A 14537-nucleotide genomic window follows, 5' to 3' on the forward strand; every position below is an offset into this window, starting at 1 on the left:
CCGTCAGCCGCCGGCCAGCCCGGCGAAATCCGCGATCATCGCGTCGCGGGCGATCATGCCGCCATAGGTCTTGGAGCGTTCATTGCCGAGATTGAAGCGGGCGAAGGCGATCCTGCGGCCGCCCTTCTCGCCCCAGCCAACGAACCAGCCGATCGGCCTGGCCCGGTCGGACGCGCCCTTCGCCGTGCGCAGGAAGCCGCTGCCGGTCTTGCCGTGTAATGTCCAGCCGCCCTCGGCCGGAAACTGCGCCAGGCTCGCCTCCGTCGCCGCATAGGCATGGTCGGACACGGCGAGCTTGCGGTCGAGGAAGCGGCGGATGAACGCCACCTGCTCGTCGGGCGAGATGGTGAGCGACGAATTCAGCCAGGACTGGGTGAGCCCGTCCTTCTTGCCCGGATTGCCCGAGACGTCCTCGTTGCCATAACCGAAGCGGGTGACATAGTCGCGGAACCGCGCCTCGCCCAGCTTGCGGGTCAGCTCCTGCGAATACCAGACGATCGAATCCTTGAGCCAGATCGTCGGATCGGTCGCCTTCTTCTGCTGTTCCATCGTGGTCTGGAATTCCGGCCGGTAGTCCCAGAGCGGATTGTGCGGATCGACCAGAACGCCGGAATCGAAGCCCATCACGGCGAGCGGCAGCTTGAAGGTCGAGCAGGGCGAGAAGCGCCGCTCGGCCGGGCCGTCGCGATGGACCGTTTTGCCGGTCGCGACATCGACCAGCACCCGGGATACAAATTTCTCTGATGCCAGCGCGGCCGTGGCAAAGCCGGGTCCGCCGAACAGGGCCGTGCCGGCCGTCAGCATAAGACCCTTGGAAAACTGCCGCCTGTCGATCATTCGAGCCATCTCCGTTGGTTGAGGGCTCCTTGGTAGGTCACTCGCCAACGCCGGACAAACGATGATATTTCTGGCAAGCCATAAGAAAATCTAAGGTGTCCGATGGTCCGCCCACATCTGCCGCTGAACGCGCTCAAGGCCTTCGAGGCTTCGGCCCGGCATCTGAGCTTCACCCGCGCCGCCATCGAGCTCGCCGTGACGCAAGCCGCCGTCAGCCACCAGGTCAAGTCGCTGGAAGAGCGGCTGGGCTCGACGCTGTTCCGCCGGCTGCCGCGCGGACTGGCGCTCACCGACGAGGGGCAGGCGCTGCTGCCGGCGCTGCGCGATTCCTTCGACCGCATCGCCGCCGTGCTCGAGCAGTTCGAGGGCGGCCATGTCCGCGAGGTGCTGAATATCGGCGTCGTCGGCACCTTCGCGGTCGGCTGGCTGATCGAGCGGCTGCCGGAATTCAAACTCGCCCATCCGTTCGTCGATCTTCGCCTCTCGACCAACAACAATCGCGTCGACATCGCGGCCGAGGGGCTCGACTTCGCCATCCGCTTCGGCGACGGCGCCTGGCACAGCACGGAGGCGGAACGCCTGTTCGCGGCGCCGCTTTCCGTGCTCTGCATCCCCGAGATCGCCGAGCGGCTTGCGGAACCGCAAGACCTCCATGGCGAGACGCTGCTCCGTTCCTATCGGGCGGATGAATGGCCAAGCTGGTTCGCGGCGGCCGATGTCGCGGCGCCGACGGTGAAGGGGCCGGTGTTCGATTCCTCGCGAACCATGGTCGAGGCGGCCCTGCTCGGCGCCGGCGTGGCGCTGGCGCCGCCGCTGATGTTCCGCCGCCAGCTCGGCGCCGGCACGATCCAGCAGCCGTTCCAGACCACCGTCACGAACGGCAGCTACTGGCTGACCTGGCTGAAATCCTCGACCCCGACGCCGGCCATGCGATCGTTCCAGGCCTGGATCCTCGCCGCGTCCCTGCCCTTCGCGGATGCGGCCGCTGCCGGCTAGCAGGCCTATGCCGCCAGCCCGTCCGCGACCCCCTCGCCGGTCGAGGCATGGCCGACACGGCCATATTGCCGGGGCGAGCAGCCCATGACCCGCTTGAAGGCCGTGCTGAACGCGCTTTCGGATTCGTAGCCGAACGACAGGGCGATGCTGGAAACCGAATCCCGCGAGTTCGCCAGCCGGTCGCCGGCGAGCAGCATGCGCCAGCGCGTCAGATATTCCATCGGCGACTTGCCGACCGTCTCCTTGAAGCGCAACGCGAAGGACGAGCGCGACATGCCGGCCAGTTCCGCCAGAGCCTGCAGCGTCCAGCGCCGCGCCGGCTCGCCATGCATGGCATGGATCGCCGCCCCCATCTGCCGGTCGCCGAGCGCGAACAGCCAGCCGACGCCGCCGCCCGGCCCCTCGGCCATATGCAGCCGCAGCGCCTGCACGAGGATCATGTGGGCCAGGTGCTGGATCACCAGGAAGCCACCCGGCTGCGGCTCGCGCAGCTCCTGCATCATCCGCTCGACCGACCAGCGCAGGGTCTCCTGGTCCGCTTCGTGGCGCAGGTGAACGATCGGCGGCAGCACGCCGAGCAGCATGGCGGCATAGTTGCCGTCGAGCGCGAAGCGGCTGCTGACGAGGAGGCAATCGCCGCCGCCCTTGTGGGTGACGATGCCGCCCTTCGGCACGCTGGCAAACACCGTCGACGCATCGACGGATGGCAGCGCCAGGTCGCTGGCGAGACGAAACGGCCGGCCGCTCGGCAGCAGCATGCTGTCGCCCGCCTTGAGCAGCACCGGCTCGGCCGCGCCGTCGACGGCCAGCCAGCAACGGCCCGAGACGACCGCGCCGCACTTGATGCTCTGCTGCTGGTCGGGAAACTGGATCGACCAGTCCCCGCCGGCATCGAAGCCGGCCGACATGTAGTTGCGCGGCCTCATCAGGGACAGCACGTCGGAAAGGGGATCCATGGTCTCACCGGACGATTGCGAAGATAATGCGGACTTTCCAGCATAGATCGTATTGGGGCTATCGCCTAGCTTGCCGGCAACCGGTCGCCCGCGACCGCAACGAGCCATGAGAGAAGGACATCGTCATGCGCGTCTTCGTCACCGGAGCCTCGGGCTTCATCGGCTCCGCCGTCGTGCGGAACCTGCTCGATGCCGGGCATCAGGTGCTGGGCCTTGCCCGCTCCGACGCCTCGGCCAGCGCCCTCGCAGCCATCGGCGCCACGCCGCACCGGGGCGACCTGCAGGACCTGCCAAGCCTGCGGTCGGGGGCTGAACTCTCGGACGGCGTGATCCATACGGCGTTCATCCACGACTTCGCGAAGTTCAAGGAGAACTGCGAGATCGACCGGGCGGTCATCGAGACGCTGGGCGCGGTCGTCGCCGGCACGGAGCGCCCGCTGGTCGTCACCTCCGGCACGGGCCTGCTCGCGAATGCCGGGCGCATCACCGAGGCCGATCGGACCACGCCGGGCGCCGGCCATCCCCGCGTCGCCTCGGAGGAAGCCGCGGCGGCAGCGGTGGCGAAGGGCGCGCGCGTCTCGGTGGTACGCCTGCCGCCTTCCGTCCATGGCGTCGGCGACCACGGCTTCGTGCCGCTCCTGATCGGCCTCGCCCGCGAGAAGGGCATTGCCGCCTATGTCGGCGACGGCGCCAACCGCTGGCCGGCCGTCCACCGCCTCGATGCCGCCGACCTCTTCCGGCTGGCGCTGGAAAAGGGCGAGGCCGATGCGCGCTATCACGGCTCGGCCGAGGACGGCGTGCCGTTCCGCGAAATCGCCGGAGTGATCGGCCGCCGGCTCGGCCTGCCGGTCGTCAGCCTGTCGCCGGAAGAGGCGGCCGGGCATTTCGGCTGGTTCGCGCATTTCGCCGCGATGGACAATCCGTCCTCGAGCGACCGGACGCGGCAGACGCTCGGCTGGCGGCCGACCGCGCCCGGCCTGATCGCCGATCTCGACCAGCCGGCCTATTTCGGCAGCTAGACTTGTTGGATCGCGTTTTCTTCACGCGAACCGGTATCCACTTCGCTCGAAAACGCTCTAGACGTCCAACCGGGTCGCAGGATCGATGTGCTTGCCGGTCCACTGGCCATAGGCCCAGGGCCGGTACCACCGGCCCTTCGTCGGCAACTGCTCCGGCACCGGGTCATAGCCGGACGCGCCGAACGGGCCGCAGCGCTGGAAGCGGGCAAGCGTCATCCAGCCGCCGGCCCACAGCCCGTAGCGGCGGATGCATTCCTCGCCATAGCTGGAGCAGGTCGGCAGATAGCGGCAGTTCTGGCCGATGAAGGGGGACAGCGTCAGCTTGTAGACCCGGATCAGCCCGATGCCGATCCAGCCCGGCCAGCGCGACGGCGAAAAGCCGCCTGTCGCCCGCATCGTCGTAGAGGGCGAGCCGTGCGCGCAGCCGTCACGATGGGCAGTGGAAGTACAGATAGCGTCCGGCCTCCTGGCCCGCGGCCCGCGCAATCGCATGGTCGCCGTTGATCTTCTTCGCCTCCGCCAGCGCGATCGTGGCCGCCGTGACGACCTGGGTCAGCTTGCCCCGGTCGGAACAGACCGGATGCAGGTTCGGCGTCGTCGCCCTGACCCGGTCGACGATGGCCTGGGCGTCGGAGGATAGCGCGAAAGCAGGCGCCAGCGCAGCCAACAGTCCGAGCGCGGCGCCTGCGAGACCCGGCACGACGCCATGGCGATCGATACGTGTCATGCGACTCCCTCCTCCAGGCGGGCGCACCGGCGCGTCAGGTCTCGGCGCGGCGGCACACCGCTTCGATGTTGTGTCCGTCCGGGTCAATCACATAGGCCGCATAATAGTCCTGGCCATAGCCCGGCCGCAGTCCGGGCCCGCCATTGTCGCGACCGCCCGCCTCCAGCGCGGCGGCGTGGAACGCGCGCACGGCGGCCCGATCCCGCGCCGCGAAGGCGACATGGATGCGACCGCCCGGGCCCGCCGGCTCGCCAATCCACAGCAGGACATGGCCGTCCTCGCCGAAGGCCGCCCAGTCGTCGCGTTCGTGCAGGATGCCGATATCGAGCGGCGCCAGCGCCTGCACGTAGAAATCGCGGCTTCTCAGGAAGTTGCGAACATTGAAGCCGACATGATCGAACGGCATGCCTTCACCCCGTCGCCAGCAACTGCGCCCGCTTCGCTTCGATCTGGCCGATCGCGTCGACGACGGCGTCGAAGGTAAGCAGCGTCGAGGCGTGCCGGGCCTTGTAGTCACGAACGGGCTCCAGGAACTTCAGGTCCTCGAAGCGGCCCTCCGGCGGCGCACCGTTTTCCTTCAGCATGCGCTGCATGGTTTCGCGCAGCGCCCGCAGGGTCGCGGCATCCGTGCCGACGATATGGCGCGCCATGATCGACGACGAGGCCTGGCCGAGGGCGCAGGCGCGCACCTCGTGGCTGAAATCGCTGACGACATCGCCGTCCATCTTCAGATGCACGGTGACGGTCGAGCCGCAGAGCTTCGAATGCGCCGTCGCGCTCGCATCCGGCTGATCGAGCCGGCCGAGCCGCGTCAGGTTGGCGGCGAATTCCAGGATCCGCGCATTGTAGATGTCGTCGATCATTGCGACCTCCTGGCGCCAATATAGAAACTCGCCAACCGAGGGACCAGATAGTAGGACTGCGGTCAACACGTCGCATCATCGGCCCGATCGGGACTTTCCGCCCGCATCCGGCCCAGTCGGAGTACCCCCATGGACGCCAAGAGCCCCGAGACGTCGCCGAAGCCGCGCGCAACCCTCCGTCCGAGCCGAGAAGAGGCCGAGGCCGCCGTCCGCACGCTGATCGCCTGGGCCGGCGACGATCCAACCCGCGAGGGCCTCATCGATACGCCGAAGCGCGTCGCCAAGGCGTTCGGCGAGTTCTACAAGGGCTATCACGAGGATGCCGCCGAGACGCTCGACCGCGTGTTCGACGAGGCCGGCGGCTATGACGACATCATCCTCGTGCGCGACATCCCCTTCTTTTCGCATTGCGAGCACCACATGGTGCCGTTCATCGGCAAGGCGCATATCGCCTATTACCCGAAGGGCGGCGTCGTCGGCCTGTCCAAGCTGGCCCGCGTCGTCGACATCTTCGCCCGCCGGCTGCAAATGCAGGAGCGGCTGACCAACCAGATCGCCGAGGCCATCGATACCGGTCTCGATCCACGCGGCGTCGCCGTGATGCTGGAAGCCGAGCATCATTGCGTCTCGATGCGCGGCGCCCACAAATCGGGCGTCTCGACGATCACCACCAGCTTCACCGGCATCTTCCACAAGGACCCGGCCGAGCGCGCCCGCTTCCTGTCGCTGGTCCAGCACCGCTAGGCCCACCCGCCCGCCTGTCGCCGCCTTTTCCGCTTCCTTCGCCGCCGAGCCGGCGCTATGGCAGCTACAACCTGCCGGAGTAGACCATGACCACGACGATATTCGCCGCACCGGGCTCGCATGCCGAGGTCGAGGAGGGCACCGCCCTGACGCCGCGCTTCGGCGCCGACGGCCTGATCGCGGCGGTCGTCACCGATTTCGACACCGGCGACGTCGTCATGCTGGCGTGGATGAACGCCGAGGCGCTGGCGAAGACGATCGAGACCGGCGAAGGCTGGTACTGGAGCCGCTCGCGCAAGGAGCTCTGGCACAAGGGCGCCACCAGCGGCCACGCCCAGACGGTCCGGGAAATGCGGGTCGACTGCGACCAGGACGCGATCTGGATCAAGGTCCAGACGGCCGGCACCGGCGCCAACTGCCATACCGGCCGCAAGGGCTGCTTCTATCGCAGCGTCCCGGTCGGCCAGGCGGCCGGCACCGAAACCCGGCTCGCCTTCACCGGCGACGAGCCGCTGTTCGACCCGAAGGCCGTCTACGGCGACGCCTGAGGCAAGCGCGCGGCGCGGTCACGCCATCGCGATATAGGCGCGCATCTCGTCGGCCTCGCGCTCGACCTGCTCGATCCGCGCCTTGACCACGTCGCCGATCGAGACGATGCCGGCGAGCTGCCCCGCGTCGACGACCGGCAGATGGCGGAAGCGCCCCTCGGTCATCCGCGCCATCACCTCGTTGATGGTGTCGCGGTCGGTGCAGGTGACCACCTTCGCCGTCATGATCGACGATACGGCTCCATCGATGGAGCCGACGCCTCGGGCGAGCGCCCGCACAACGTCGCGCTCCGAGACGATGCCGACGATGCGATTGGCGGGATCGGTGACGACGACGGCGCCGATCCGGCGATTGGCCAGAAGATGGACGACGTCGGAAATGCTGAGGTCGGCGGAGACGGTGACGACGTCTCTCCCCTTCTTCGACAGAATCGCGGCAACGGTCATTGGCGTCGGCTCCCTGTTCCAACAGGGCCGGCCGCTCTCTGAGGTGGACCGGTCCGGACCCAATCATGATCGGAGGCACGATCGCCTGGCGATCATCCACCGTGCACGACGCCGAGGCTTCTGCGCTCTGGTCGCCCTGCCCGTTTCCTGATGATGGGACCGGACGCAAGGGAATGCAAGGGAATGCAGGCCATGACCGCGCGCGAGCCGGCGCCAGGCCAGCCCTCGATCAGCGACGGCGACTACCGACCGGGTCGAACCAGGGGAAGCACAGCAGGCCGAAGACGAAGCCGCCCAGATGAGCCTCCCAGGCGATCGTGCTGTTGGTCACGCCGGGTGGCGTGAAGATCAGGCCGAACACCAGGTTGAACACGAACCAGACGCCGAGGAAGGCGACGATGCGGCGGTCGCGCGCCATCTCGAGGATCGAGAGAGCCGGCCGGAAATCGGCGTCGGGACGCGGGATGCCGCCGCCGAGCCGGCCACCGGCCGAGAAGGCGAAGCGGGCGGAGGCCGCCATCTGGGCCGAGATCGCCGCCGAGGCGCCGATCAGCGGCGCCTGGCCGGAAGGATAGAGCAGAAGATGCGCCGCCGCGCCGGCCGCCGCGCCGCCGAGCGAAAAAACCAGGAAACGCCAGGGGCCGAAGCGGCGGGCGAGCGGCGTGCCGAAGGCGGCGAGCCACAGTGCATTGACGCTATAGTGCATCCAGTCGCCATGCAGGAAGGCGTAGCTGAAGAAGGTCCAGACATCGCCGGCGACGCCGCCCGGCCAGTAGAAGCCCGGGATCGCGGCTCCCGTGAGACGGATGGGGAAGAAGGCGAAGGTGGCGATCAACCAACTCGCCTGCGCCTCGTCCAGCACATAGACGCGAACGGCGTGCACGATCGCCAGCACGGCCAGCGAGGCAATGATGACGGCGGGAAGGTTGAATACGGGTTCGCGCTCGGCGCGTTCGCTTCTCGGGCTCATTGGTCCGGCATAGTCGGCCCGCGATTTCGGCGCAAGCGCGGCGACCCCAACGGCTATGAAAGAAACCAGGCCACGAGAGGAAACAGGGGCTTAGAAATGGATCGGCCGTCCGGCGCGCTTCTCAGACGGGCACGCACGGACGGCCTTCGTCACGCCCCGTCTAGCCCCCCGGCATAAGACGCCCCGTGAACGCGACGTAACCTGTCATGCTTCAAATTTAAGATCAATATCGAAATGCCCTCAACTTGTGCGTAACCCTATCCGGCGGCTTTTGCCCCGTCGGTCGCGCCATCTGCTATGAGCCCATCCGAGGCGGCGTTTTCTCTCCCCCATCATCCGCCCGCCCGACCCGCAAGGCGTTGTGACGCCAGCAAAACCGGCCACAGCGCGCTCATGAGCTTCGCATATCTATGAGGCATTCCTCGACCCAGCAGTTGCATGCGTATTGGCTCCGCAAGCGTGGCGGCAGTCCTGCGCCGCTGCGCAGTGCGATCGAGCCCGCTGCTATCGTCCCGCTGCTGGGCGACCTTTTCATCCTCGATGCCGCGGCGCCGGGCACGGCCCCGTTCCGCCTCGCCGGCACCCGCTTCTGCGCCAACCTTGGTCGCGAATTGACGGGATCGGATTTCCTCTCGCTCTGGCCGAGCGCAGACCGCGACGCGTTGACCTCGGCGCTTGGCGCAATCGTGAGCAACGGCGCGACGGCAGTTCTGGAGGTCCTCGGCCGCACCGGGCGAGGCAATCCGCTCACGGCCGAAATGCTGCTTCTGCCCGTCAGCCAGGACGGGAGGCGCATCGACCGCGTCCTCGGCCTGCTGGCGCCGCTGGAGCGCCCCTATTGGCTCGGCCTGCATCCGATCCCTCAGTTGGAGATCGCCGGCCTGCGCTGGCTGCCACGGGAAGAAGCACCGCCGGCAAGGCCAACGGTCCTGGCCACGCCGCCCCCGGCGGCCTCCCCGGCGCCACTCGGCCGGCCTGCGGCGAGCGAGCCGCCGCTTGCGGCCGGCCGCCGTCATCAGCATCTCGTCGTCCTCGACGGCGGCAGGGATTGAGCCGCCACGTCTGCACGCCCGGCCAAGACGGCGGGCGCCCTATCCCTTCGACGCAGCGCGAGAGAGCCGCCTCCCCGCTCGCGGCAGAACCGCGCCCGCCCGAACGGCCGGGATGGGGTCGAAAGGCACGCCCGCGGGCCTCCCCGAAGCGCTATTCACAATTTCCTTACCATGCTGTGTCGGCCGCATCACAGCGCGTTCAGGAATCCAGCGATTCCGCGAGATTGCGCTGATCGATCGCCGCGCATTGTCCACCCACGATAGACAATGCCGCGAGACCAATTGGTTAATCGTTCATTAAACGAAAGCTTAAACTTCGTCACGAATTTGAAGAGAAGTCGATTAGAATCATCGCACTTGGCTTAGATCGCAGTAAAAGTCTATATGGCATAGTCTTCCTCGGACCAGAGGACGGGTTTTATGTCGTTTGTACGCGTATCGAGTTGCATTGCCGGGCTTGCCATGTTCTTCGGCCTCATCGCCGGAGCCGCCGCGCAGGATCACCCCGCCTTCATGCGGGTGACGGGCAAGACCAGCCAGCCGGTCGGCCATTTCGAGCTCTGCTCGCGGATGCCGGTCGAATGCAACGAGATCACGCGCAACACCGCCCCCGTTCATCTGACGGTCACGCGCTGGAACGAGCTGATCGCCGTCAACGACAACGTCAATACTGCCATCGAGCCTGTAACCGACCAGGAACTCTATGGTCGTGAGGAATACTGGAACTATCCGGAAGACGGTAAGGGCGACTGCGAAGACTTCGTTCTGCTGAAGCGGCGCGAGCTGATCGAGAAGGGCTGGCCCGCCGGATCGCTGCTGATCACCGTCGTCCGCCAGACCAATGGCGAAGGCCACGCCGTGCTGACGGTCCGTTCGGACCGGGGCGACCTCGTGCTCGACAATCTCGAACCCAAGATCAAGCTCTGGGGTGACACCGAGTACCAGTTCGTCAAGCGCCAGTCGGACCAGAACAGCGGCCGCTGGGTTTCCATCGACGACGACCGTCCGACCCTGGTCGGCAGCATCAAGCGCTGATCACACCGGCAGGCCGCGCCGCGGCCTGCCCTTCCCCGGTCTTCGCCTGCGCCTCGTCCCTGTAAAGCCAAGCCGCTCCGTGGCTAGGGCAACAGAAAACCGGACACCTTTCCCTAACGTCACTTCCGGGTTACTCTGCGTTCTTCATATTTCCGATCCAGCCTTTCTTCAGGGGGATGTCGGTTTATGTCGAACGCTCGCTCCAGATGGACCGCAGGCGTCCTCGCGACGCTCTGCCTGATCGCGATCATCGGGATCCTGGTCCCCATGACCGCGGCGAACGCCCTAACGAAATTCCCGCCCTTCGGCGGCGTCGGCGACCATGATGACACCGACATGTGCCCCTCCGGCTACTACCTGGTCGGGGCGAAGATTCGCTCTGGATCCTGGCTCGACCAGATGGCGCTCACCTGCGCCCCGGTCGACCCGGCGACCGGGGCGACCGGCCTCGCCAAGGACGTGCTGCCGCCCCGCGGCGGCAATGGCGGCGGCCCATCAAGCGGAACCTGCCTGCCCGGCTTCATCATCCACGGCGTCGGCATGCTGATGACGCCGGGCGACCGTCAGGTCCGGCTGATGATCTTCAACTGCGTCTCCACCATCAGCGCCGACCGGCACAATCTCGACCTGGGCAACAATGCGCCCGTGTTCCCCAACATCGTCCAATCCTGCCCGGCCGGCGAGGCCGTCGTCGGGATCCGCATCCGCCACGGCCGGCATGTGAACGCGCTCGGGTTGATCTGCGACAGCTTCGAGCAGATCACCGTCAAGCCGCCGCCGGAGGTGGTCGTGGTCGATTGCCCGGAATCGGGCGACGAAGTGCCGACCGAATGGAGCGACATGCTCAACGCGCACAATGAGCGGCGGGCAGAGCATTGTGCTCCCAAGCTCAAATGGTGCGAATCCCTCGCCAAATCGGCGCAGGTCTATGCGAGCCAGTGCATCGTCGGCTCACATGACAAGAACATCGCGCCCAACACCGGCGAGAACCTGGCCAATGCCTATTATTTCGACCAGAACGGCACGCCGGTGCTGCCGGCGCTCTCCGATCGCGATGCGTTCGAACAGAGCTGGTACTGCGAAATCGCCAATTATGATTTCAACAACCCGGTCTTCGTCGGCGGCTTCACCCAGAACTGCCAGCGAGTGAACGGCCACTTCACCCAGGTGGTTTGGAAGGACACGGGCTTCCTGGGCTGCGGCCGCGCAACCTGCGAGATCGACGGCCACCAGGGCACCCAGTGGGTCTGCCGCTACAGGCCGGCCGGCAACGTCAATGTCAGCGACCCGTTCGTCCTCAGCCAGCAGGTGCACAAGCCCCTGCAGCCGGGACAGGAATGCCGCTGAGCCCCGCCCCCGGCAAACAAAGAGCCCGCCATTCCGGCGGGCTTTTTGTTGTCTGCGAATGCGCGCGGGAAAAGCCTATTCGAAGCCCGCCGCATAGCGCCGCCAATTGGCGACATAGTGGGCCGCGCCCTCGCGCAGCCGGGCAAAAGTCGTTTCGTCCAGCGCGCGGATCACCTTGGCCGGCATGCCGACGACGAGCGAGCCATCGGGGATCTCCTTGCCTTCCGGAACCAGCGCACCGGCGCCGATGACGCAATTGGCGCCGATCTTCGCGCCGTTCATGACCGTGGCGCCCATGCCGACCAGGCTGTTCTCGCCGATCGTGCAGCCATGCAGAATGGCGCGGTGGCCGATCGTGCAGCCCTCGCCGATCACAAGCGGAAAACCCATGTCGGTGTGAAGGACGCAATGTTCCTGGACATTGCTGCGCGCACCGATGGTGATGCGCTCATTGTCGCCGCGCAGCACGGCGCCGAACCAGATGCCGACCTCGTCGCCGAGTGTCACCTTGCCGATCACGCGCGCATCCGGCGCGACCCAGTAGCGATCGGCGGCGGGGACTTCCGGCCAGAGGCCGTCGAGGGCGTGCAGGGGCATGGCGGGTTCCGGTGCAGGACGCCGATCGAAGGCGCACGGCGCCGGGATGCGGCGGAAAGCGGCGCAAGGAGCGCCGCCTCGGGCGGTGTCCACGATCGGCGCGCCTTCGAAGCGACGACGCCAATCATGGAACCTCATTCCGTCAAACGACGGCGCGACGTCTCAAGCTTCCTCGAGATCGATGTCGAGAATCGCCATCGTGAAGTTGTAGGAGAGTTCGCCCTCCTCATCGTCCCGGAACAGGACGCCGACGAACTCGTCGCCGAAATAGACCTCGGCCGTGTCGTCCTTGCGGGGGCGCGGACGGACGGTGATGCCCTTCATGTTAAAGCGGCGCTGGAAGAAGCTCTCGAGCTTCTGGATCTCTTTGCGATCCAATTTGATCTCCTGAGGTTCGGGGTAACTACCGGGTATCGCCACCGCGCCGCTAGGCGCCGCGACAGGTCGCAGGCACCGCCCCGAGCGGCGCCGCCACAACCCATGAGACTGATCCGATTATGCCTGATCCGGCACGATCTGGTCCATCATTCGCGACGGTTCCGCACAGGGCGCCTTGCCGACCACCTTGGCCGGAACACCGGCGACGGTCGTGTTGGGGGGCACCGAATGCAGCACCACGGAACCCGCCGCAACGCGCGAGCAATGGCCGATCTCGATATTGCCGAGGATCTTGGCGCCGGCGCCGAGCAGGACGCCATGCCGGACCTTGGGATGGCGGTCGCCGGATTCCTTGCCCGTGCCGCCCAGCGTCACGCCTTGCAGGATCGAGACATCGTCCTCGATCTCCGCCGTCTCGCCGACCACGAGGCCGGTGGCGTGGTCGAGGAAGATGCCCTTGCCCATAGGCACGGCCGGATTGATGTCGACCTGGAACACCGAGGAAGAACGGCTCTGCAGGTAATAGGCGAAATCGCGCCGGTTCTGTCCCCACAGCCAATGAGCGAGACGATGGGTCTCGATGGCGTGGAAGCCCTTGAAATAGAGCAGCGGCTCGATGGCGCGCGTGCAGGCGGGATCGCGGTCGAACACCGCCTGGATATCGACGCGCACCGCCTTGGCGATGCCGGGCTCGTCGGCGAAAGCCTCGGCGAAGGCCTGGCGGATGAATTCCGCCGAAAGATCGCGATGATGCAGCCGCTCGGCGATGCGATGGGCGACGGCCTCTTCCAGCCGGTCGTGGTTCAGCACCGTGGCATAGATGAAGCTCGCCAGCGCCGGCTCGGCGCGCATGATGTCTTCGGCCTGCGACCGGATGGACGACCAGAGCGGATCGAAGCTCGCAAGCCCCTCGCCCACGACACGGGAATTGACGGCCGACATTGACGTCTCCTTGCTGCCATCCATCGCTGCAGCCAGTTCGGAGCAGCACCCTAACATGGGGTCGGGATGCCGCAAAACAGACCTCCGCGAGGAAAAATTGCTCGCAGGCCGGCCCGCCGACATGCGGCCCGGATGGGGCTCAGAGACATATCGGCCGGCCCGGAAAAAGCAACGAAAATCCAGATAATCGGACCGCAAATCGAGGGATAGCCGCCGCGACCGAGCCGAAACGGCGCGATCCCGGGCGGAATCAAGCCTTGAAGGGCGGCGGGCAAGCCCCCGACGGAACGGAGCTTTGATCCGCGCTTCAGGAAAGGCCGCGCCGCTCGAGGAAGGAGAGCACGCCGGCCTTGTAGACCTTGTCGCCGACGGCGAGCATGTGGTCGCGCTTCGGGATATCGAGCACCTCGGCGTTCGGCAGGATCTCGGCGAGCTGGGCGGCGGAGCCGGCCAGTTCGTCGCGCTCGCCGACGGCGACCAGCACCGGCAGGCGGAGCGTGGCGAGATCGTCCGCCGAGATCGGCTGCCGCGTCGCCTTCATGCAGGCCGCAAGCGCGATGCGGTCGCTGCGAGTCTGGTCGGCGAACCTGCGGAACATCTGGCCGATCGGATCGGTGATGCTGTCGGGATCGTCGGTCTCGAGCGCGTCGACGACAGGCCCCCACGGCCCGATGCCGGTGACGATGCCATAGCCGAGGCCGCCGAGAATGATCGACTTCACCATCTCGGGATGCGCCAGCGCCAGGAAAGCGGTAATGCGGGCGCCCATCGAATAACCCATGACGTCCGCGCGGGCGATGCCGAGATGCAGCAGCAGGTTGCGCGCGTCCTCCGCCATGGCGGCGACGCGATAGGCGGCGACCTCGTGCGGCTTGTCGCTGTGCCCGTGGCCGCGATTGTCGAAGGCGATGACGCGGCGGCCCGCCTTCACCAGCGTGTCGACCCAGCCGGGGTTGACCCAGTTGACCCGGGCGCTCGATGCGAAACCGTGGATAAGCAGGATCGGCGGCCCCTCGCCCTCATCCAGGTAAGCGATGGAGTGGCCATTGGAAAGGAAGCTTTGCATTGGGGGATTCCGA

The 14537-nt window shown here is 66.8% G+C and carries 19 protein-coding genes; 7 read left to right on the plus strand and 12 right to left on the minus strand.

From position 1 onward, the window contains the following. Positions 1-3 precede the first annotated feature (3 nt). The gene (gene blaOXA / locus WFK98_RS12035) at positions 4-837 is read right to left on the minus strand and encodes a class D beta-lactamase (RefSeq protein ID WP_336800380.1); all 834 of its coding nucleotides are present in this window, start codon (positions 835-837) and stop codon (positions 4-6) included. A 102-nt stretch (positions 838-939) separates the two neighbouring features. Between blaOXA and WFK98_RS12040 the strand changes: the two genes are divergently transcribed. After that, the gene (locus WFK98_RS12040; RefSeq protein ID WP_336800381.1) at positions 940-1833 is read left to right on the plus strand and encodes a LysR family transcriptional regulator; all 894 of its coding nucleotides are present in this window, start codon (positions 940-942) and stop codon (positions 1831-1833) included. A gap of 5 nt (positions 1834-1838) precedes the next feature. Here WFK98_RS12040 and WFK98_RS12045 read toward each other — a convergent pair whose 3' ends face one another. Then, positions 1839-2789, minus strand: coding sequence for an AraC family transcriptional regulator (locus WFK98_RS12045; protein WP_336800382.1), 951 nt, complete (start codon positions 2787-2789; stop codon positions 1839-1841). Between the two features lie 125 nt (positions 2790-2914). Between WFK98_RS12045 and WFK98_RS12050 the strand changes: the two genes are divergently transcribed. After that, positions 2915-3808, plus strand: coding sequence for an SDR family oxidoreductase (locus tag WFK98_RS12050; RefSeq protein ID WP_336800383.1), 894 nt, complete (start codon positions 2915-2917; stop codon positions 3806-3808). 57 nt (positions 3809-3865) lie between these two features. Here the strand turns inward: WFK98_RS12050 and yidD are convergent, their stop codons facing one another. Genes yidD through WFK98_RS12070 form a run of 4 tightly spaced genes read right to left on the minus strand, consistent with a single transcriptional unit; the run spans position 3866 to position 5398 of the window. Further along, complete coding sequence (gene yidD, locus WFK98_RS12055; protein WP_336800384.1) at positions 3866-4204, minus strand: membrane protein insertion efficiency factor YidD; 339 nt, start codon at positions 4202-4204, stop codon at positions 3866-3868. A gap of 31 nt (positions 4205-4235) precedes the next feature. Beyond that, positions 4236-4535 (minus strand): hypothetical protein, encoded by a 300-nt coding sequence (locus tag WFK98_RS12060; RefSeq protein WP_266338233.1) that lies wholly within the window; start codon positions 4533-4535, stop codon positions 4236-4238. Positions 4536-4569: 34 nt separating this feature from the next. Next, positions 4570-4941, minus strand: coding sequence for a VOC family protein (locus WFK98_RS12065; RefSeq protein WP_336800385.1), 372 nt, complete (start codon positions 4939-4941; stop codon positions 4570-4572). A 4-nt stretch (positions 4942-4945) separates the two neighbouring features. Further along, positions 4946-5398, minus strand: a complete 453-nt coding sequence (locus WFK98_RS12070; protein WP_336800386.1) for an iron-sulfur cluster assembly scaffold protein — start codon at positions 5396-5398, stop codon at positions 4946-4948. Between the two features lie 129 nt (positions 5399-5527). On the opposite strand from WFK98_RS12070, the gene folE reads away from it, so the two are divergent. After that, a complete protein-coding gene (gene folE / locus WFK98_RS12075; RefSeq protein ID WP_336800387.1) occupies positions 5528-6142 on the plus strand; it encodes a GTP cyclohydrolase I FolE in 615 nt (204 codons plus the stop codon). An 86-nt stretch (positions 6143-6228) separates the two neighbouring features. Further along, positions 6229-6690, plus strand: coding sequence for a phosphoribosyl-AMP cyclohydrolase (gene hisI, locus WFK98_RS12080; protein ID WP_336800388.1), 462 nt, complete (start codon positions 6229-6231; stop codon positions 6688-6690). 18 nt (positions 6691-6708) lie between these two features. Here hisI and WFK98_RS12085 read toward each other — a convergent pair whose 3' ends face one another. Next, positions 6709-7137 (minus strand): CBS domain-containing protein, encoded by a 429-nt coding sequence (locus WFK98_RS12085; protein ID WP_266338238.1) that lies wholly within the window; start codon positions 7135-7137, stop codon positions 6709-6711. Positions 7138-7366: 229 nt separating this feature from the next. Beyond that, positions 7367-8107 (minus strand): rhomboid family intramembrane serine protease, encoded by a 741-nt coding sequence (locus WFK98_RS12090; protein WP_266338239.1) that lies wholly within the window; start codon positions 8105-8107, stop codon positions 7367-7369. Positions 8108-8517: 410 nt separating this feature from the next. On the opposite strand from WFK98_RS12090, the gene WFK98_RS12095 reads away from it, so the two are divergent. The 3 genes from WFK98_RS12095 (at position 8518) to WFK98_RS12105 (ending at position 11541) form a co-directional block, all read left to right on the plus strand. Beyond that, positions 8518-9159 carry a PAS domain-containing protein gene (locus WFK98_RS12095; protein WP_336800389.1) on the plus strand — a complete coding sequence of 214 codons (642 nt, stop codon included), beginning with the start codon at positions 8518-8520 and terminating at the stop codon, positions 9157-9159. A gap of 420 nt (positions 9160-9579) precedes the next feature. Next, a complete protein-coding gene (locus WFK98_RS12100) occupies positions 9580-10194 on the plus strand; it encodes a transglutaminase-like cysteine peptidase (RefSeq protein ID WP_266338241.1) in 615 nt (204 codons plus the stop codon). A 267-nt stretch (positions 10195-10461) separates the two neighbouring features. Next, positions 10462-11541, plus strand: a complete 1080-nt coding sequence (locus tag WFK98_RS12105) for a CAP family protein (protein WP_266338242.1) — start codon at positions 10462-10464, stop codon at positions 11539-11541. A 75-nt stretch (positions 11542-11616) separates the two neighbouring features. Here the strand turns inward: WFK98_RS12105 and WFK98_RS12110 are convergent, their stop codons facing one another. From WFK98_RS12110 to WFK98_RS12125, 4 genes are all read right to left on the minus strand, one after another. Then, entirely contained in the window at positions 11617-12138 is a 522-nt protein-coding gene (locus WFK98_RS12110; RefSeq protein ID WP_336800390.1) for a gamma carbonic anhydrase family protein, read from the minus strand. A 162-nt stretch (positions 12139-12300) separates the two neighbouring features. Next, positions 12301-12516: a DUF3126 family protein gene (locus tag WFK98_RS12115; RefSeq protein ID WP_266338244.1), complete on the minus strand. Its 216-nt coding sequence runs from the start codon at positions 12514-12516 to the stop codon at positions 12301-12303. Between the two features lie 117 nt (positions 12517-12633). Further along, entirely contained in the window at positions 12634-13458 is an 825-nt protein-coding gene (cysE, locus tag WFK98_RS12120) for a serine O-acetyltransferase (RefSeq protein ID WP_266338245.1), read from the minus strand. Between the two features lie 307 nt (positions 13459-13765). Beyond that, on the minus strand, positions 13766-14524 hold the full coding sequence (locus WFK98_RS12125; RefSeq protein ID WP_266338246.1) for an alpha/beta fold hydrolase: 759 nt from the start codon (positions 14522-14524) through the stop codon (positions 13766-13768). Positions 14525-14537: the final 13 nt, after the last annotated feature.

The organism is Kaistia sp. MMO-174, assembly GCF_037147815.1.
Classification (GTDB): domain Bacteria; phylum Pseudomonadota; class Alphaproteobacteria; order Rhizobiales; family Kaistiaceae; genus Kaistia; species Kaistia nematophila.